18 protein-coding genes and 2 pseudogenes are annotated in these 18,729 nt (G+C 69.0%); 8 read left to right on the top strand and 12 right to left on the bottom strand.

What is annotated here, in order from left to right; translation table 11 throughout:
- Positions 1-50: 50 nt before the first annotated feature.
- Positions 51-659, top strand: a complete 609-nt coding sequence (locus OG568_RS53740; protein ID WP_329537342.1) for a hypothetical protein — start codon at positions 51-53, stop codon at positions 657-659.
- A 17-nt stretch (positions 660-676) separates the two neighbouring features.
- Entirely contained in the window at positions 677-880 is a 204-nt protein-coding gene (locus OG568_RS53735; protein WP_329537341.1) for a hypothetical protein, read from the top strand.
- Positions 881-1,073: 193 nt separating this feature from the next.
- Here the strand turns inward: OG568_RS53735 and OG568_RS53730 are convergent, their stop codons facing one another.
- On the bottom strand, positions 1,074-1,496 hold the full coding sequence (locus tag OG568_RS53730) for a hypothetical protein (RefSeq protein WP_329537340.1): 423 nt from the start codon (positions 1,494-1,496) through the stop codon (positions 1,074-1,076).
- 476 nt (positions 1,497-1,972) lie between these two features.
- On the opposite strand from OG568_RS53730, the gene OG568_RS53725 reads away from it, so the two are divergent.
- On the top strand, positions 1,973-2,167 hold the full coding sequence (locus OG568_RS53725; RefSeq protein ID WP_329537339.1) for a hypothetical protein: 195 nt from the start codon (positions 1,973-1,975) through the stop codon (positions 2,165-2,167).
- Between the two features lie 698 nt (positions 2,168-2,865).
- Here OG568_RS53725 and OG568_RS53720 read toward each other — a convergent pair.
- From OG568_RS53720 to OG568_RS53695, 6 genes are all read right to left on the bottom strand, one after another.
- Complete coding sequence (locus tag OG568_RS53720; protein ID WP_266590011.1) at positions 2,866-3,354, bottom strand: GNAT family N-acetyltransferase; 489 nt, start codon at positions 3,352-3,354, stop codon at positions 2,866-2,868.
- A gap of 165 nt (positions 3,355-3,519) precedes the next feature.
- On the bottom strand, positions 3,520-4,380 hold the full coding sequence (locus tag OG568_RS53715; RefSeq protein ID WP_443077946.1) for an IS5 family transposase: 861 nt from the start codon (positions 4,378-4,380) through the stop codon (positions 3,520-3,522).
- 71 nt (positions 4,381-4,451) lie between these two features.
- Entirely contained in the window at positions 4,452-4,862 is a 411-nt protein-coding gene (locus OG568_RS53710) for a RacP protein (protein ID WP_329537338.1), read from the bottom strand.
- A gap of 2 nt (positions 4,863-4,864) precedes the next feature.
- The gene (locus tag OG568_RS53705) at positions 4,865-5,776 is read right to left on the bottom strand and encodes a DUF6192 family protein (RefSeq protein ID WP_329537337.1); all 912 of its coding nucleotides are present in this window, start codon (positions 5,774-5,776) and stop codon (positions 4,865-4,867) included.
- A gap of 664 nt (positions 5,777-6,440) precedes the next feature.
- The gene (locus tag OG568_RS53700) at positions 6,441-8,090 is read right to left on the bottom strand and encodes an IS1182 family transposase (protein ID WP_329537336.1); all 1,650 of its coding nucleotides are present in this window, start codon (positions 8,088-8,090) and stop codon (positions 6,441-6,443) included.
- Positions 8,091-8,423: 333 nt separating this feature from the next.
- Positions 8,424-10,004: an ISL3 family transposase gene (locus OG568_RS53695; RefSeq protein ID WP_329537335.1), complete on the bottom strand. Its 1,581-nt coding sequence runs from the start codon at positions 10,002-10,004 to the stop codon at positions 8,424-8,426.
- A gap of 155 nt (positions 10,005-10,159) precedes the next feature.
- On the opposite strand from OG568_RS53695, the gene OG568_RS53690 reads away from it, so the two are divergent.
- The 3 genes from OG568_RS53690 to OG568_RS53680 are packed head-to-tail and all read left to right on the top strand — an operon-like array spanning position 10,160 to position 13,592.
- Positions 10,160-10,510: a TnsA-like heteromeric transposase endonuclease subunit gene (locus tag OG568_RS53690; RefSeq protein WP_329537334.1), complete on the top strand. Its 351-nt coding sequence runs from the start codon at positions 10,160-10,162 to the stop codon at positions 10,508-10,510.
- 20 nt (positions 10,511-10,530) lie between these two features.
- The gene (locus tag OG568_RS53685) at positions 10,531-12,621 is read left to right on the top strand and encodes an integrase (RefSeq protein ID WP_443077976.1); all 2,091 of its coding nucleotides are present in this window, start codon (positions 10,531-10,533) and stop codon (positions 12,619-12,621) included.
- Positions 12,615-13,592, top strand: coding sequence for an ATP-binding protein (locus OG568_RS53680; protein ID WP_329537332.1), 978 nt, complete (start codon positions 12,615-12,617; stop codon positions 13,590-13,592). Before OG568_RS53685 ends, OG568_RS53680 begins: the two co-directional genes overlap by 7 nt.
- Here the strand turns inward: OG568_RS53680 and OG568_RS53675 are convergent.
- The 4 genes and pseudogenes from OG568_RS53675 to OG568_RS53660 form a co-directional block, all read right to left on the bottom strand.
- The gene (locus OG568_RS53675; RefSeq protein ID WP_329537331.1) at positions 13,589-14,092 is read right to left on the bottom strand and encodes an alkylmercury lyase family protein; all 504 of its coding nucleotides are present in this window, start codon (positions 14,090-14,092) and stop codon (positions 13,589-13,591) included. The genes OG568_RS53680 and OG568_RS53675 overlap by 4 nt on opposite strands.
- A gap of 144 nt (positions 14,093-14,236) precedes the next feature.
- Positions 14,237-14,359 (bottom strand): annotated as a pseudogene (locus tag OG568_RS53670) (YnfA family protein); the annotation flags it as partial.
- A 105-nt stretch (positions 14,360-14,464) separates the two neighbouring features.
- Positions 14,465-16,018: an alpha/beta hydrolase gene (locus OG568_RS53665; RefSeq protein ID WP_329537330.1), complete on the bottom strand. Its 1,554-nt coding sequence runs from the start codon at positions 16,016-16,018 to the stop codon at positions 14,465-14,467.
- Positions 16,019-16,159: 141 nt separating this feature from the next.
- Entirely contained in the window at positions 16,160-16,744 is a 585-nt protein-coding gene (locus OG568_RS53660; protein ID WP_329538279.1) for a hypothetical protein, read from the bottom strand.
- 183 nt (positions 16,745-16,927) lie between these two features.
- On the opposite strand from OG568_RS53660, the gene OG568_RS53655 reads away from it, so the two are divergent.
- Together OG568_RS53655 and OG568_RS53650 are read left to right on the top strand one after the other, a co-directional pair.
- Positions 16,928-17,398: a helix-turn-helix domain-containing protein gene (locus OG568_RS53655; RefSeq protein ID WP_266624875.1), complete on the top strand. Its 471-nt coding sequence runs from the start codon at positions 16,928-16,930 to the stop codon at positions 17,396-17,398.
- Entirely contained in the window at positions 17,287-18,069 is a 783-nt protein-coding gene (locus tag OG568_RS53650) for an IS630 family transposase (protein ID WP_329534954.1), read from the top strand. Before OG568_RS53655 ends, OG568_RS53650 begins: the two co-directional genes overlap by 112 nt.
- A 13-nt stretch (positions 18,070-18,082) precedes the next feature.
- Here the strand turns inward: OG568_RS53650 and OG568_RS53645 are convergent.
- Positions 18,083-18,595: pseudogene (locus OG568_RS53645) on the bottom strand (integrase core domain-containing protein); the annotation flags it as partial.
- Positions 18,596-18,729 lie beyond the last annotated feature (134 nt).

Below are 18,729 nucleotides of genomic sequence, written 5' to 3'. Positions count from 1 at the left end.
TCGAGCGCGCCCGTGCCGCGGCGGCGGCGATCCGGGTCCGGGTCGCCGCTGTGGTCGATGTCGCCCTGGCGGCCGTTGACGTCACCGCGATGGTGTTCGTGATGAACAAGGACGGCTTCTTCCACCGCCGGCACCTGCTTGCCGAAGCCCGCCGTCACCTCGCTCTCGTCCTGCGCGGCCGCCGCCGTGAGCCGGGCCTGGACGAGGAAATCGTGGACGCCGCCATCGCCACGCACTGCCTGGACATCAGCGAGCCGAAATCACTGCGCGGCCGTATGCCGGCCTACCGCTTCTACACCGCCCGCTGGCCCCTGACCGACCCGCCCACCCGCCGCCGCCCACCGGACGCCGAACCCGAGACCGGCCACCGGCCCCCGGCCGGCCCCGGCGACCCGGACACGCCCCGCCTGCCCCTGGAACCGGGGAGTGGGACATCCCGCGCGTCCCGCTGCTCCACGACCGCGCGGTCATCGCCTCCACCGTCCTCAGTGCCCGGCTGCGCACCGCGCGCCGCACCGGCCGCGCCCTGTACGACGACGTCGTGGCGCACCAGCAGGCCGCGATGCCCGAGCAGCTCCTTATCCCGTTCCCGGCCACCGACGAAGACGCCGGCTCCGAGCCTCGGTCGGCGCTCGACATGGCGGCGCTGCGGGCCCTGAAGGAGTCCCGCACGGACGTGGAAGCCCTCGATTTCACTGCCGAGCGGCTGCGCCACCTCCAAGATGCCTTCACCGTGGCGGCCGACCGCGCCCGAGCCACCATGGACCGCTACGCCGACCGCGAGGACACCGGCGGACCGCACCCGGCGCGCGAGGACGACCAGCGCGCGCATCAACCGCACCAGCCCGGCCCCGGACAGAGTCCCGGTGCGCCCTGGTAACCGCATCCGATGCGCACCGGCGATTCGCCGTATCGCCCTGGGGATACGGCGAATCCACCACGATGCGCACCGCGCGTATTCCCTGCCGGTGCGCACCAGGCCCGCGCCGACCGCCGCGCGATGCGCACCAGGTGCGCACCGCGGTGCGGTTACCGGCGCGTTCGGTGCACACCGGATCGGGCGGCGGTGCGCACTACACGTGGGCCCGCTCCAGGTGCTCGGTGCGCATCGTCTTCAGGGTGTCGACGGTGTCCTCGCCTTCCTGCCGGAGGACGTTCTCGGTGAACCGGATGATGGTGTTGGCGATGCCCCAGATCGCGCTGGGGACGCACTCACGCGTCCACTCCTCCAGCGCGGCCAGCAGGACGCCCCCGACCTCGTCCAGGGCGAAGGAGTCCGCGCACGGATCGGCATCGGGCGCCAAGTCCGTGACGGGGATGATGATGTCCTCAGCCAGCCGCAACAAGAGGTAGGTCGGCGCCGGAACGGCCTCCGTTCGATCGATGACGGTGGCAAGGGCGTGCTCGCTGTGGTCCTGTATGGCCAGGAGGTACTCGAAAGCGAGCTCCACCTCTTCGGGGGTCAGCGGCGTGCGGGGCTGCACCAGGTACGGCATTCGGGTCTCCTCAACAGGCTGGCCGCCGTGCCGATCACGGCGACTGACCTGATGCTCAGGCCGCGCCCCTGTGGATAAAGTCCGGAGATTTCTCCCCCGTCTCTAAAGCGGTGCGAACTGGTGCCGCATGGGTTGAAACGGGCCCCCTTGTCGAGTCATGGTCGGGCCGACCATGACCCCTTGTCCGATTCGGCGAGGGCCGCCAGGAGCGGGCGTTTCTCCAAGACCGACCTGGCTACCGGCCGCCACCAGGTCGCGGACAAGGGGTGGGTGTTCACGATGGCCGCCACGCGCCCGCAGCAGGGGGGACCGACGAAATGCGGAGAGTTGGGTGGCGGAATGCTCAGCGAGGGATCAGCGTGCAGGCGTGCGGCCACCGCTTCCCCTCTACGGGTGGTTGTCGGTCCCTAGCGGTGACTGGGGGAGCGTGCCGGGGAAACACGGATGCGACCGGAAAATGATCACAGGAGGCTACCGTGAATCCGCAACCCCAACAGCAGTACAAACAGGGCGACAAGGTCAGGTACCAGAACGACCAGCAGCAGCAATGCGACGGCACGGTGCAGGCCGTCCAGGGATCGGGCCAAAGCGCCAAGTACACGATCAAAAACCAGAGCACCAACCAGAACGAAGAGGCGCAGCACTCCCGCGTGCAAGGACGCCTTCAGTAACGGCGCGTTGCCCTCTGGTGCCGTGTGAGGCACGGCCGGATTCGAAGTGCTGCCCCGGCTCGGCATGGGATGCCGGGCTGGGGCAGTGGCTTGCGCGCTTCCGGGTGGGTGCCTTGCCGTGCTCAAGCCTGGTGACGCCTGTCAGTACGTCAATTGGTGCACAAGCGGGGAACCGACGAAACACGGCTCGTGAGGTGACGGAAGGCTTGGGGCTGGCTCCAGGAGGTGCCCGACTGGGTGGCGAACTGCAGAACGCCGTTCGTGCTGTGGAAGAAGATCCACATCGCCGCACTCGCCGGCGTCGGGCTGGAGTGGACTAGAACCCGGGGCTCACCCAGTGCGCCATGACTCCCGTACGCCCGTCGCCGTTGCTGATGACGGCGGCGGGGTTCTGCCCGTAGCGGAAGGCGTAGAGCGTGATGACGTCATTGACGTCGAACTTCTCCAGGATCGTCTGCCCGGCAGTGGTCTGCGTGACCGTCTGCCCCCGGTCACTGCCTCAGTGCCGGGGATGAGGAGTTATTGTCAAGACCTGTGGATCAAGAACATTTAGAAGCTGTGTCTGAACCTCTTTGCGCTGCTCACGGGGCTATGCAGCGGGACAGGTCTCTGTTTGCCGTTCGGACCGGCGTCCATCGACGCTGATCCGAACGGCGGGTGGCGGGTTCTGGATCGTCTGTTTCAGCTTCTGCTGTGGCTCAGAGTGCGCGGTGCATGATGTGGAGCCCGACGTAGCCCTTGGAGGGATGTCGGAAGCCCTCCGGCAACGTGCCAAGCACCTCGAAACCGATGGACCGATACAGTTTCACCGCATGCACGTTCGTCTCGACGACCGCGTTGAACTGCATCGCCCGGAAACCGGCCGCGCGCGCCCACTCCACCGTGTACTCACACAGTGCTCGGCCCACGCCCTGCCCAGAGTGCGCCGGGTCGACCATGTAGCTGGCGCTCGCGATGTGCGAGCCGTTGCCCATGTGGTTGTTGTTCATCTTTGCCGTGCCGAGGACCGTTCCGGCGTCGTCGACGGCGACGACCGTGCGGTTCGGGGCCGGCAGGAGCCACCAGTCGCGGCCCTGCTCCTCGCTGAGATCGATCGGATAGGTGAAGGTCTCACCAGCGGCAACGATCTTGTGGAAGAAGGGCCAAATGACAGGCCAGTCCTCGGTGTTGGCTTCCCTGATCAGCATGCGGACAGGATGTCGGCCCGCGCCACGGGACCGCCAATGCTTTTCGCGCCCCGGCGTCGCATCACGTTTTCACAGGTCACGAGGTTATGGAGCTGGGTGCTGATCGGGTATGCCGTTCGGTTGAGCGTCGATGGGCGCCGAACCGAACGGCAGCGGGAGGGATCGTCAGGCGGCTGCGGTGAGGGGAGTTGGGACCGCGTCGGTTCGACGATTCTTTCGGGTGAGGCGGCGGGTCATGAGGGTGATGAAGGCCCACTGGACATGGGCTTCGGCGTGGGACATGAGTCGTTCGTAGTCCCGCGCGTTGCGGCGGGCCCGCAGCGTCCACGAATTCGACCGTTCAACGACCCAGCGCTTGGGCAACAAGACGAAACCCTTGGCGTCCTTGGGCCGGGAGACGACCTTGACGGTGATGCCGAGGGCGGTCTGTGCCCAGGTGCTGAACTCGTCTCCGCCGTAGCCGTTGTCCGCCCAGACCAGGACGATCTCGGGGTGCTCGGCGTGAAGGCGGGTCAGCAGGACGCGGGCCGCGTCCCGGTCCTGGACGTCGGCCGGCGTGACGAGCAGGTCGACGAGGAGGCCGTCCTGATCAACCAGGAGATGCCGCTTCCGCCCGTTTATGTGTTTGTTCGCGTCGTATCCTCGCGTCGCCTTCGACACGGTCTCCGCACCTTTGACGGACTGCGAGTCGACGATCACCCGGACCGGCCAGGGACACCGTCCGCGGTGCAGCCGCAGCCGCCGGCGGAGCTGGTCGAGGATGTGCCGCAGCACGCCCGCCTTCGCCCAGCGGGCGAAATACCCGAACACCGTGCGCCAGGGGATGCCGAAGTCAGCGGGCAGCGCGCGCCACTTCGTCCCGTTGTCGGTGATGTAGCGGATGGCGTCGATCACGCGGCGGCGGGGCCACTTCTCCGGGGCCCCGCCCTTCGGGGTCCGGCAGGCGGGGGTGGGCAGGAGCCGTTCCAGGAGGGCCCATTCGAGGTCGCTGGTGTCGGAGGGGTAGCGGTAGCGGGACAGCGGCATGACGATGCCGGGCCGCGACCTGAAGAAGGGGCCAACTGCGGGGCGGTCGCGGCCCGTTGCCTTTCTCCGATTCACTCCAGGTTGGCGAGGAGGTGCAGGGTGGACTCGATCGCGCCCATCTGCGCCATGACCGTGCGGATGTAGGGATCGTCGGGCTTCTTCTTCTGGTGCGGCAGGAGAATCCCGGCGATGAAGTTCTCCACCCGGTGGTGAACTGACTCGAAGAACGCCCGCTCGTAGCCGATCCAGACCTCCGGCGCGTCGTCCAGCATCCCGTAGCCCCACGTCTTGTCCCAGGTCACCGGCGGAAGCCCCTTCGCCGCGGCCACCATGCGCAGGTGCGCGAGCCCGGTGTGGACCTGCGCGCGGGTGCGTTCAGTGGCCGCCATCAGCTGGTTGATCGTCAGGCCGGCGGGACGGGCCTCCAGCAGGGCGGACAGGATGGCTTCGGCGTGGACGTGAGCGGGAACGCCCCGCCCCATCGCTACTCGCCCGAGCCCTTCAGCAGCTTCTGGAGCTGCTCGTCCAGATCGACCTCGCCGCGGGTGACCGCGTTCTCGATCCAGTCCGCCGACGCCCGCACCCGTGCCAGGCCCCGCAGGATCGTCTCGCGTTCGGCGTCGTCGTAGGGCTCGCCACGCAGGTTCGGCACGATCCTTCCGGCCGTGACAGTGAACTGCGTGCAGACCGCGACCAGGTCCATGAACTGGGTGCTGTGTTCCATGCGCCGCAGCTGGTCCAGCTGCGGGGCGGCTTCCTCCTGCCCGTACTGGACCTGCTGGCGGAACTGGTCGAACTGCGCCTCGTTCACGGCGTGCCTGGCCGTGCCGTCGGCCATGGCCTTCGAGGCGACCGCCGGGCGGCGCAGGAAGTCGGTGGCCACCCGCGCGGCCACCTGGTCGTCGGCGGCCAGGTCGTGGATCGCGTCCACCTTCTCCTGGACGCTCTCGGGGGTATCGACCTTCCAGCCCACGATCCGTTTCGCGCTGTCGTGCGTCCACCGCGGCGGCCCGCCGCGCGGATTGGCCGGGGGGTTGTTCACCGCCTCGAACCGTTCCTGCTCGACGGGGATGGAGGCAAGGATCTTGTGGATGGTGTGGGAGACGTCCGCCCGCCGGCGTTCCTTCGGCCAGCGCGAGGCCACCCACCGGTAGTCCCGGACCGTCGCATACGCCAGGCCGACGTCCTCGGCGAACATCCGGATCGCCTCGCTGACCGTGAACAACTCCTCGCTCCTCGACGGGTTCGTGCCCCCGTAGGAGCGCATCGGCTCGATCTCCAGGCCTGCGTCCCCGAGCTGCCACTGGACGCTGCTCATCGCCTCGACCCAGTCCCGCCCCAGCGTGACCAGCTCGTCGTAGCGCTGCCGGGTCACATTGCCGACCATCCCGGTCATCCGGACACCACCCCCACGAGCCCCCGGGTGCGACACCCGTTATGTGCCGCCAACTCACCCTGGAAACCCGCCACTTCGCACCATCCGACCGCCTCGCCCGGCAGACAAGGGCGTACGGCTCCGGCGCCCGAAGCGGCCCCGCATCCATCGCACGCGCAGGCTCACACTCCGCCCGGCCGCGCGCGCCGCGCGTGCCAGGCCCGTTTGCGGCAGGCGGGAGAGCAGTACACCGCCGATACCAGGCGGTCGACCCCGACCGTCCACGCCACCCCACACTGCGGACACGAGGCCGTCGCGCCGGCCTTCACCGCCTCGGTCCGAGCCCTCGCCCGACGCATCCGCCGCCAGTGCCTCGAACGGCACGCCGCCTCACAGAACACCGCCGTCGACTTCGCCGACGGCATCAACGGCCCACCGCACCCCCGGCACAACCGCGGCCCGGAGGTGTCATCGGTGATCACGATCAGCTTCAGCCGGGGGCGCCCCGTCCCTGCCCATGCTTTCACCGTACGGCGGGCGGTACCTGTTGCCCAGCCATCGCTTGGGGCGGATCCGCCCCAAGCGACGAGCCCCTGAACTGCATCAACAGACCACTCGACTTGTCATGCAAGGACCTGACACAGGCACTTAGCTTGACTCTGTCGGGGATCTTGGACGGTCGGGCTCAGGTGCCGAGGGTCCGCCAGGACTTCGACCGGGGGATCCCCTGTTGGTCCAGGTAGGTCTGGAAGGCAGTCGGCGGTCGTGCTGAGAGGGCTTCCTCGGCTGGTGCCAGGCCGCTGAGGCGTTCGATGTTCACGGCGATGGCCGTGAGTACGTGCTGCAGGTGGGTTTTCGGCTGTCCTCGGTAGCGGCAGTTGCGCATGCCGTGTCCGTGGGCGAACTCGTTGATGGTGCCCTCGACTCCGGAGCGGACCGCGTAGCGGGTCTTCCAGTCGGGTGTCTGCTGCTCGGCGCGGACGCGGAGTTGCAGGTCGCGGAGTTCTCGTGGGGGAAAGCCCACGGTCCGGGCGCTGTCGGTGGTGGTGCAGCGGGTGCGGGCCGTGCAGGGGCGGCACTGGCTCTTGGTGAACCGGGCCACGATCAGCGGGGCGGCGGTGGGCGAGGAGGTCGGGTAGGGGCCGTGCCAGCCCGCGCTGACCTGGCCCTGGGGACAGGTGACCTGCCGGCGGTCGAAGTCGATGTGGAAGTCGTCCCGGTCGAAGCCCTCGTTCTTGCGGTGCTGGCGGGTGGGGTTGCCCGGCAACGGTCCGCTGACGGTGATCCCGTGTTCGCGCTCGGCTCGTTCCAGGTGGACCAGAGAGGTGTAGCCGCCGTCGACCAGGTGCTCGGCGGGCAGCAGCCCGCGACGCGCCAGCCGGGTGTGGATACCGGGCAGGGCCTGCCCGTCGTTCGTGGCGGCCGAGGTGGTGGCCACGTCCGTGATCACGTTGACGCTGTCGGAGGCGCACGTCTCGGTGACATGCGCGGCGAACCCCTTCCAGCTGATGATGTGCCCATGGCGGACGTAACGCGCCGTGGTGTCGTAGGGGGAGACGACCGTCGAGGAGGAGGGCGGCAGGCCGCCGTCGTCGGCGGTGCGCCAGCGCAGGCGGCCTGCCGCGTCGCGGTAGTAGTTCTGCACCATGATCTGCCGCAGCGCCTCGGCCTGTGGCCCGGGCCGGTAACCCGGGCCGTGCTGGTGGAGGCGTTCCAGCAGCCGGCAGGCGTCGTCGCCGGCGGCAAGGATCCTGGTCTTGGGACGGGTGGGGTTCTTGCCCAGACGGACCGGACGGCCGTAGCGGCGCCCCCAGTCCTCATCGACCAGGCCGTCCAGCAGATGCGAAGCGGTGCGGGCCACTTCCTCCAGGACGGCGCGGACGGCCTCGGTGACCAGTTCCAGCCGGGTCAGGTCGCGCACCGCGGCCAGGACATGGGTGGAGTCGGTGCGCTGCGTGGTGCGTTCTCGCACGAGACCGGCCTCCTTGACACGGGCCAGCGCGAGGTCAAGGAGGCGGTCGGCGCGGTCGCCCTCCGCGAGACGGTCGCGGAAGTCGGCCAGCACACTGTGGTGGAAGCCGGGATCGTCGAGCTCCAGGGCCATGGCGTACTTGAAGTCGATGCGGCAGCGAACGGCTTCCGCTGCCTGACGGTCCGACAGGCCGAGCAGGAACTGCAGCACGCAGACAGTCGCCAGCTGGGCAGGCGACAGGCCCGGACGACCGTCACGCGGGTACCAGTCGGCGAAGTCCTCGTCGCACCACAGCCCGTCGAGGCGGTCTCTCACCCACATCGCCGTCGTACCGCCCGGGTTGCTCGCCCGTGCGATCTGCACGGTCAGAGACGGGACTTGCTCACCGGAACGGGGACGGAGCGACAACAGACACCTCGACAACTGCATCGGCCTTCGAAACAGCCACGAGCATGCCCGCTGATCATGCAGGCGCACCGGCAAACTCCAAGATCCCCGACAGAGTCAAGCTTAGGCACTGCCCTGCTGAGCGTCCATCGTGACGCCGAATCGAACGATAGGCAGTACGAGCCCAGCCTCGCAAAGGGCTTGATCAGTGCCGACAGGGCGTCAGCCACAGCCTTTGACAACTGAGCACGTTCATCTGTACCCGACTGAGCACTTCACCGGCTCTGGCAAGATTTTCGTAGGCGGAGATCATCTGGGTGCGGCGGTCGCCGGAGCCGCGTAACGGCGGCGTAGGTGGGCGATCAGCACGACTCGGTGACGGAGGAGCGGGACCCCAGCGCGTCCCGCCATGATGCGTTTCTGGAGCTTGACGTCGGTGATGCGGCCTTCGTTGACACCGGAGTTGTAGGGGCTGGTGATGCCCTGGGTGACCGCCTGCTGGTCTTCGCGCAGGGCTGTGGCGATGCTGGCGAGGGGCGCCAGTCCGCTGGAAGCGAGCTGGTCGAGCCAGTCGGGCAGTGGTGCGGCATTGCGGGCGTCGAGCATGCCTGCGAACTGGCGGACCAGGTCGTGGGTGTGGCGGAGTTCCGGGCAGTGTTCGAGGAGCCGATGCAGGCGCTGTGCGGGCAGCGGGCCACGTCGCTCAGGTGCAGTAATGATCCAGCGCGCGGTTTCACGCGGGGAGGGTGGGCGTTCGCGCGGCTCATCCAGAGGCAGGCCGCGCCGCAGGGGTGCGACGGCCATCTTCACGCGCTGGTAGTGGCCCAGATAGCCCTTGGCCAGGAGTTCCTGATGCAGGATCTTGGCGCTGTGTTCGCCCTCGTCCCAGCGTTGCTGCAGGTAGTCGAGGTAGGGGTCCAGGGTGGACGGGCGGCGGGGCGGGCGGCGCATCACCTCGTGCCAGGTGCGGGCCCGGGCGTACTTGCGCACGGTGCGGCGGTCCAGCCCCAGCTCGCGGGCCGCAGAACTGTAGGAACGGCCCGCCTCGGTCAGCGCGTGCACCGCTTCGAACAGCCGCCGGGCATGTCGGCCGGCGGGAGTGTCCGCCGCAGGATCCGCGGCAGTTTCCTCGTGAGACGGCGGATCGCATGCCTCGACCGGGGGCAGGGCTGCGGGCAGGCACCCGCGGTGGGCGGCGGCGACCTCCTGGACACGCCGGGACAGGCCCTGCCACAGGTGGAAGCGGTCGCTGACCTGGACAGCCTTCGGGGCGCCGTCGGCGATGCCCTGCCGGTAGGTCAGTGAGCCGTCCCGGCAGGCGACTTCGACACCGGGATGCGCGCGCAGCCAGCGGCTGAGCTGTTCGGCGTCTCTTCCTTCCCATAGCGTCAGCGGGAGCCGGGTGGTCGCGTCAACCAGGAGGGTGCCGTAGGTGTCGCCGTAGAGTGCGAAGTCGTCCACCCCGAGCACCCTGGGCGTGACCAGCGCAGGCAGGGGCACGCGCATCAGCTGGGAGAGCACGGTGCACCGCGAGAGCTCGACGTTGAGGACGCGCAGCATCCGGGCCCCGCCCCGGCCGGCCAGCATCACACCGACTGCCTCGACCAGGTGTTGCAGCAGCGGCGTGCGCCGCTGATAGCGAACCGTAAGCTCCGGCACCTGTTCGGCAAAGGTCATCTTCGGGCAGACCGTGTTCTCGCAGTACAGGCGGCGGACGCTCAAGTCGATCCGCACGGGACGGCCGCCGAGCGCGGTATCAGCGAGGTGCCGCACGTAACGGCTGTGGCTCCACTCGCTTCTCGTTCCGCAGCCCGTACACCTCGCCGACGCGCCGGATCTGGTCCGGGCCCGGACCACCACGTAAGGACCGGAGACATCGACCGACTCCACCAGCACACCCGCCAAATGCGGTAACAAATACGGAAGTTCAACAGACCACAGCCTGAGGCTGCCCGTTACGCGGCTCCGGCGACCGCCGCACCCAGATGATCTCCGCCTACGAAAATCTTGCCAGAGCCACTTCACCGAGTACGCCGACAGGCCTGGTGGACGAGGCCACCGCCGAGGTCTTCGCGTTCACCGCGCGGGTCTGCCTGGCGGTGGGTTGGCAGTTCCGGCAGGTCGGCGACCTGGACCAGCCCTACCGGGCGAACCTGCGCTGGCTGGCCCGCTACCGTCACCGCCGCTGCCATCGGGCACCGGTGGCCGACCTGCTGCGCGAGGTCTTCGCCGAGCCCCGGCCGCTGTTCGCAGGGGCCGAGCGTGTCGGGGACCGCCTGGCCGTCCTGCCGGTGCTCTACCACCTGCTCTGGCGTCACGAACTGACGGCGGACCTCACGTCGGCCCCGCTGAGCGCCGACACCGTGGTGCACCGACCCTCCCAGGACCGGCCGTGAACTCCGCGCGGCCCGGGCGGCTGCGGCTCGGTGACCGGGTCAGGGTCCAGGAGCGCATCTATACCGTGGTCGGCCTGACCGGGATGCGGGTCCGGCTGGCCGACACGCACGGCACCGGCATCCTCGTTGACCAGGTCCACCTGCAGTCGGCCGAGGACTTCGCGGTCCTCGGGGCAGGCGACCGCACCGCCCTGGGCTCGGCCGCGCTGCTGGAGCGTCTGCCCGGGCCGGTGGCCGAGCGCGCCCTGTGGTGGCAGCGGCACCTGGTCGAACTCCTCACCGGCCTGCCGCCCGACGCCCCGGCCGGGGCCCGGATCAAGCCCCAGTTCGACCCGGCCTGCCACTCGCTGGCGCAACGCGAGCGGGCGAAGGCGGCCGAACTGGTCGCGCTGGGCGAGGAGGTCACGGCGCGGACCGTCAAGCGCAAGCGCCAGCAGTACGAGGCTGGCGGGATCGCGGCGGTGGTGGACCACCGGCTCGCCCCGCACGCCTCCCTGGTCGGCCGGGCCGACCCGCGGGTGGTGGCCGCGATCCGCCAGGCGATCGCCGAGAGTGTCCAGGCATCCACCCGCACGATCGAGCACGCGCGCTGGCGGACCGAGCGGATCCTGGAAGCCGAGCACGGCCAGGGCGTGGTGGAGATGCCGTCGCGCCCGACGTTCTACCGGCTCTTCGACAAGCTGTCGCACGGGGTCCACGTCACCGGTTCGGCCCGCACCCGCCGCTCGTTGGCAGACCAGCCCGAGGGGCCGTTCCGCTACGAGTCGGTCGCCGCCCCGGGCGAGCTGATGCAGATCGACTCCACCCCGCTGGACGTGCTGGTGCGGTTGGACCACGGGGTTCCCGGGAGGGTTGAACTCTGCGCCCTCATCGATCTGGCGACGCGCACCGTTGCCGCGGCGGTGGTGCGGCCCACCACCAAGTCGGTGGACGCCTGCCTGCTGCTGGCCCGCGCGCTGACCCCGGAGCCGATGCGCCCGGGCTGGGTCCAGGCCCTGTCGATGTCCCGCTCGGTGCTGCCGCACCGCAGACTGCTGACCCTGGACGAGCGCCTGGAGCACGCCGCGGCCCGGCCGGTGATCATCCCGGAGACCATCGTCTGCGACCGGGGTAAGGCGTTCATCTCGGACAACTTCCGGTCCGCCTGCCGCACTCTGGAGATCACCTTCCAGCCCTGCCACCCACGCTCCCCGGCAGAGAAACCACATATCGAACGCACGCTCGAATCAGTGGCCACGCTGTTCTGCCAGTTCCTGCCCGGATACCTCGGCCGCGCTGCCGAGCACCGCGGCCGCGGCGTGGAGGACGAGCCGTTGTGGTCGATGCTGGAGATCCAGGAATTCCTCGACGAGTGGCTTGTCGCCAAGTGGCAATCCAGGCCCCATGACGGGCTCCGAGACCCGGGTGTCCCCGGCCGCACCTTCAGCCCGAACCAGAAGTACGCCGCCTTGGTCGAGAGCGCCGGCTACGTCCCCCTCGCCCTTGGCGGTGACGACTACGTCGAGCTGCTGCCCGCGACCTGGCGGGCCGTCAACTCCTACTGCATCAAAATCAACAACCGCATCTACGACTGCCTCGGCCTGGCCCCGTTCCGGCGCCAGCCCTCCGGCGTCACGCGCAAACGGAACCTGTGGGAGATCCACCGCGACCCCTACGACGCCGCCTGGATCTGGATGCGCCACCACTGGGAGACCGGCTGGATCCCGGTCCCCTGGAAGCATCTCGGCAGCGTCCCGCAGCCCTTCGGCGACCTGGCCTGGGACCACGCGGCAGCCGACCTGCGAGGCAAGGGCAACCCGACACCCACCGAAGAGGAGACTGCCCAGGCCGTCGCCAAGCTCCTGGACAGAGCCAGCCAGGGACCGGTCGACCAGGGTGACGGACCGGCCGCGCAGCCGTCCAAGCGCGATCGGCGCGTCGCCGCCCGGACCCGAGCCGCCGCCGAGAGCCCCGGACCGCGTCCGCCCAGGCCAAAGCCGCCTCCAGTCGTCGAGGACGAACCGCATCTCCATGGTGATGAGGCGGTGGACGGCACAGATGACGAGCCGATCGCGAAGGTCATTCCGCTCGGCGTCTTCGACCCCTTCAAGGAGGCGGACAAGCGATGGTGACCATGACCGGACCCACCCCCACCCAGGACTCGGACCCGGGGCGGCAGCACGGATGGCGAAACGCCCTGGAGCGCGAAGACCTGCACCGCTACCTCACCACGCTGGAGGGCTGGCGGGAGTTCACCATCCAGGACCCGGTCCCGCCCGAACTGCTTCCCGCAGCCGCGCTCACGGACCTGAGCCCGGACGAGCGGCTGGACTACGACGACGACCGACTCGACTACCACACCCGCCTGACCGTGGCCGCGACCTCCACCTTGCGCACCGTCGTCCACGCCGGCAGGCGTTTGACCCTGCTCAACCGGCACGCGATCAGCGCCCGACGGGGCCTGATCCTGTCCGGCGCGGCCGGCACCGGAAAGACCACCGCACTCACCCAGTTCGGCAAGACCATCGAGGTCATCGACCGACGCCAGCACCCCGGCGTCGACGGCCGGATCCCGGTGGTCTACGTCACTGTCCCACCCGCCGCGACCTCACGCATGCTGGCCGTGGAGTTCGCCCGCTTCCTGGGCCTGCCCGTCACCAACCGCGCCAACATCACCGACGTCATCGAGGCCGTCTGCGGCGTCCTGATCGACGCGAGAGTGAGCGTCGTGTGTGTCGACGAGCTCCACAATCTCTCGCTCGCGACCAGGAACGGCGCGGAGGTATCGGACACGCTGAAGTACTTCTCGGAACGGATCCCGGCCACGTTCGTCTATGCCGGGGTGGACCTGGAAGCGAACGGGCTGTTCAACGGCACCCGCGGCCGTCAGATCGCCGGGCGCTTCGCGGTCATCGACACCGTCCCCTTCCCCCGCACCACGGAATGGACCAAGCGGCGAGGGTGCCCGAAACGGTGGCGACGATCAGGGCGGGCCCCACGCAGCAAACGATGGCCGCCGCAGCGACGGCCAGGAGCAGACCGCGCGTTCCCCTCGGAGTGGTCGGATCGCGGCGCTGGGGCGGGCTCATGGTGGTGCGGCTAACGAGCCGGTGTGGTCAGGAGAGGGCCAGAGATGTCAGCGCCGAGGCGCTCGGCCTCGGTCTGGTCCAGAACAGCGCCGCTGAGCTGGGTCTGTTGGCCGGTCCACTGCTCGGCGGTGGCGCGAGTGGTGAAGAAGCGCAGGTAGCGGCAGCACACGGCGGCGGCCGGGCCGGTGCCGGGGCGGGCGCCGTAGTAGACCACCGCGGTGGCCGGCTGCCAGGTGGTCTTTCCGCCGGTGAACTCCACGCGGACGGGGTCGCCGGTAACCGGGTCGGTGGAGGTCATGACGGCGTCGGTGCCCAGCATGACCGGGATGCCGAGCGCGTCGATCGCACACATCGACCACACGGTCGGCCCGCCAGCGATCTGGACGACGTGCTCGGTGGGGGTGGCGGCGAACGGGTACGCGGCCTGGACGCGGCCGGTGTCGTCCAGGGTGAGGAAGTCCTCGGCGGGCACCTCGGCGGCGGGGACGCCGAAGGGTTCGGCTGCCGACTCCAACTCGGCTGTAGGTTCCGCCGTTCGTTGAGAACGGGCTCCTGCGGAAACGCCGGAATCCGCGCACGGTGCGGAGTCGTCGTGCCGGACGGGCATGCTGGTAAGTCCGGCTATCAGAACCTGCGGAATGACCTGCGGTTGAGGTCGTCAGTTACCACGCGGGGCGTACATGATCACGGCCATTCCTGTGAGGCAGACGAGGGCTCCGATGACGTCGAAGCGACCGGGGCGGTATCCGTCGGCGATCATGCCCCAGGCGATCGACCCGGCACCCACCCGAAGGCGGTCTCGGACCGGGCGGTGTGGTGGTGCACGCCCGGGGCCCCTGCGAGCGAACCGGTGTGCTGACGACCGCCCGGCAGATCCGTACGAGCCTCAGGACATGCTGCCCCGGCACACCGTCCCCGGGGCCGGGGTGCGGCCCGTGCGGAGGTAGTGGTCGACCGTCCCCGTGACGCAGCGGTTCTGCGGGTATGTGCCGTGGCCCTCCTCCTCGGCCGTCAGGAGCACGCCGACACCGTCGCCCAGGGCGCGGGCCATGTGGCGGGCGCCGGAGTAGGGGGTGGTCGGGTCGCCGGTGCCGCCAACCACTAGGACGGGGGCCGCGCCGTCGGCGTTCACCTGGAGCGTGGCGCGCTCGCCGTCGAACGGCCGGTCGTAACAGAGGTAGACGCCGGTGGACCAGGCAGCGCCGAAGACGGGTGAGGCGGCTTTGACGCGGGCCTCGTCCCGGTCGAGGCGTTCGAAGCCGGGGCGCAGGCTGGAGTCCGCGCAGGTGATCGCGGTCCGGGCGGCGCGGCTGCTGTCGCGCGGGGTCGCCGCGCGGTCGGCGGAGCCGATGTCGTCCGCGCCCTTGCTCAGCGGACGGCCGTCGTTGTGGTCGATCAGCGCGGTGAGGGCCTTGGCGAGCGGCGCCCAGCCGTCCGTGCCGAGGCGGAGATGGTCGCTGACGGCGTACGCGAGGTCGTCGGCGTCGAGGTTCCTTCCGGCGCCGGCCGGGGCGGGCTTCTTCTCCAGGCGGTCGGCCAGGCGCGCCATGCGCCGCGCGGCCTCCTCGGGCCCGTCGCCGGTCGGGCAGTGGCGGATACGGGCCGCGCAGTGCGCGGCGAACCGGTCGAACGCCGCCTGGACCGCCTTGACCTGCGACACCTGCTCCTCGTCGAGGTCCTCGGTCGGATCGATGGACGCTTCGAGGACGAGCCGTCCCACGTGCGACGGGTACAGGTGGGCGTAGACCGCGCCGAGCGCCGTTCCGTACGAGACGCCGAAGTAGTGCAGCCGCTCGTCGCCGAGGAGGTAGCGCATCAGGTCGAGGTCGCGCGCGGTGTGCGAGGTGCCGATGTACGGGAGGAGCGCCCCGGAGTGCTCGGCGCAGGCGTCGGCCCCGTCGTGGCCGGTGTCGTCCGCGGTCTTCCCGCAGCGCACGGGGATGGTCGCGCCAACGCCGCGCGGGTCGAAGGAGACCAGGTCGTAGCGGTCGAGGAGCGGCTTGTACTGGTTGAGGCGTTCGGGCAGTCCACTCACGCCGGACACGCCGGGGCCGCCGAAGTTGAGGACGAGCGAGCCGATGCGCAGGGCGTTCGGGCCGGTGGCCTTGCGGCGGATCAGGGCGACGTCGATCGTCCTGCCGTCTGGTTTCCGGTAGTCGAGGGGGGCCTTCATGGTGGCGCAGTCGTAGCCCGTGCGCGCGGTGGGCGGCGAGGTGCAGTTGGACCAGTGGAGGTGCTGGCCGGTGGTGAGCGCGGTGGGCAGACCGGCGGGCGGGTTGTTCGCGGTGAACTCCGTACGCGGCTCCGCACTCCGGCCGCGAGCGTCGTGCTGGAGCCAGGCGCCGACGGCCCCGATCGCGGCGAGGACGACCACCGCGATGATGCGCGCGCCGACCGAGAGGCCCGGTCTATGGCTTCGTATCGGATGTGCGTCACTCATCGAAATCCCCGCGCTCCCGCCCCTGGACGCCCGCCCCGTGCCCGCATGCCCGTACCCGTGATCGTCCGAGCGTCCGATCGTCGAATGAGTGCAGGGTACAAGCCGCCTCCGACAGCACGGCTCGCGAGAGTGCCCAGAAATTTAGACCGCCCCGTGCTCCCGGCTGTCCTGACGGCCGTAGCGCTCCCTATCCCGCGCCACCCCTTCGGCACTCACCGATGACTGGATGGTGTACACATCTCCGATACGGTCGTCGCCGCGCCGACGCTGTCGCCATTCTTCGTGAGCCCGGAACACCATGACGGACACCTGTGAAGCAGGCTGCCAGTGCCGTGTGAAGGTCGGAGCACTCACGTCCGGGGCGTCTTCCAGGGGTACACCCTGCTTCCCCAGCAGCCGCTCCAGTTTGTCGAACCGGAGGTGGCGGTCGAAGCGCCCGTACCGGTCGCGAATTGCCCTGTTGACGATGCTGCCGCCCCAGTACGACAGCCGATGCACCTGCAAGGTGAAGTGGTGCCCCTCCCAAGGATGGTCCGGTGTTTCCCGAATCCAGAAGAACTCAGCCATTCCGTAGTCGCGCCACATGCTGTGGTCGTCAAGGGAGTTCTCGGCGAAATCGGAACCCAGCATCGCGGTCACCCGGTCGGGACTGTCCTTCGGAGTGGCACCGAGCACCGTTCCGGAGGCGACCACGTCCATGTAGAACGCAAGGGAATGCGGAGTCAACTGGTCTTCCTTGACGGGGCGCCGGGTATCAGAAGCGACGGCCTCAGCATATGCGACCGGGGACGCCACGAAGATCCGCCGGACAGGCCCTAGTAGCGTGTCGCTGCTTAGGTATGGGCTGTTTGATTGAGAGGCTTGCGTCTGGCAGATTCCTCTCCCGCTCTGCCGGACAGGACTGGTGCGATGGGTTCGCAGAAGAAGAGGCCGGTGGTGCTGACCGCGCAGGACCGCGAGGAGTTGGTCCGGGTGACCACGACGGGGGTTCATCCGGCCTCGGTAATCAGGCGGGCGAGGGTGCTGCTCGCACTCGACACCTCTGCAGGCGGGATCGGCTCGCAGGAGGTGATCGCGGCCCGGCTCGGCGTCTCCGGTGAGACGTTGCGGCTGGTCGCCAAGCGTTTCACCGAAACCGGTGGCGATGTTCACGCCACCATCGCGCGGAAGAAGCGCGACCTCCCGCCGGTGCCCTCACCGGTGACCGGTGAGGTCGAAGCCCGGCTGATCGCGATGGCGTGCTCACAGCCACCCCAGGGCTATACCCGGTGGTCGCTGCGGCTGCTGGAGAAGCACGTCGCACTGGTCGAAGACATCCCCGATCTGGACCATTCCACCATCGGCCGGGTCTTAAAAAAACGGAACTGCGTCCTCACCTGAAGAAGTGCTGGACCATCCCACCACGGGCGAACGCGGAGTTCGCGGCCCGGATGGAAGACGTACTGGCCGTCTATGCCCGGCCCTATGACCCGGCACGTCCGGTCGTGTGCATGGACGAGAAGCCCTACCAGCTCCTCGGCCATGTCCGCGACCCGCTCCCGGCCCGCCCAGGTCACGACGCCTGCCAGGACAGCGAGTACATCCGCTGCGGCACGTGCTCGATCTTCGTATGGGTCGAACCCCTGCGCGGGTGGCGTCGAGTTCAGGCACTGTCCCAGAGGACCCGGATCGACTGGGCCGGCCAGGTCAGGCAGCTGCTGAGCGTGGACTACCCCGATGCCGAGACGGTTGTGCTGGTGATGGACAACCTCAACACCCACGGCATCGCCTCACTGTACGAGGCATTCGAACCAGAAGAGGCCTTCGCCCTGGCTCAGCGCCTCGAGATCCACCACACGCCCAAGCACGGGTCATGGCTCAACATCGCCGAGATCGAACTCTCCGCGCTGACCAGGCAATGTCTCGACCGCCGGATCGGCGACCTCGACACCCTCAACACCGAACTCTCAGCCTGGCAGAACGCCACCAACACCGACCAACGTCAGGTGGACTGGCAGTTCACCACCCACGACGCACGCATCAAACTGCGCCACCTCTATCCCAGGAATTAGCTGCGACAGTCTACTAGGTGTATTGACCCGTGAGGTTGGGGATGCGGCTGGCGGGTGGCTGGCCCTTGAGCGCGGTGTGTCCGCGGTGGTGATTGTAGGTGTGCAGCCAGTGCGGGTAGGCGTCGCGTCGTTCGCTCTCGGTTCGGTAGGGCGTCGCGTAGGCCCATTCGTCGAGCAGGGTGCGGTTGAAGCGCTCCACCTTGCCGTTGGTCTGGGGCCGGTAGGGCCGGGTTCGCTTGTGGGTGATCCCGGCTGCGGCGAGCGCGTCGCGCCAGAGGAACGACTTGTAGCAGGAGCCGTTGTCGGTCAGGACGCGCCGCACGGTGATCCCGCAGGAGGCGAAGTAGGTGTGGGCCCGCTGCCAGAACGCGGTGGCGGTCTCCTTCTTCTCGTCGGTGAGTATCTCGCTGTAGGCCAGGCGGGAATGGTCGTCAACAGCGTTGTGCAGGTAGCTCACGCCGGCGTTGGCGCGGTTCCTGCGGCCTGCCTGACGGCCGAGGACCTTGTGGCCGCCGCCGTCAGGGATGTGCATTACGGTGGGGCATGAGGGCCTTCTGATCGTTCGTGTGTAGACGTCGCAATCCACACCGAACCCGGAAGGCCCTCACTCGTTCAAGATCACCCAACCGTGATCACCGTCACCAACCTCCCGTGGACAGA

The sequence above is a fragment of the Streptomyces sp. NBC_01450 genome (genome assembly GCF_036227505.1).
GTDB lineage: Bacteria > Actinomycetota > Actinomycetes > Streptomycetales > Streptomycetaceae > Streptomyces.
This window is presented reverse-complemented; position numbering and strand designations above follow the sequence as displayed.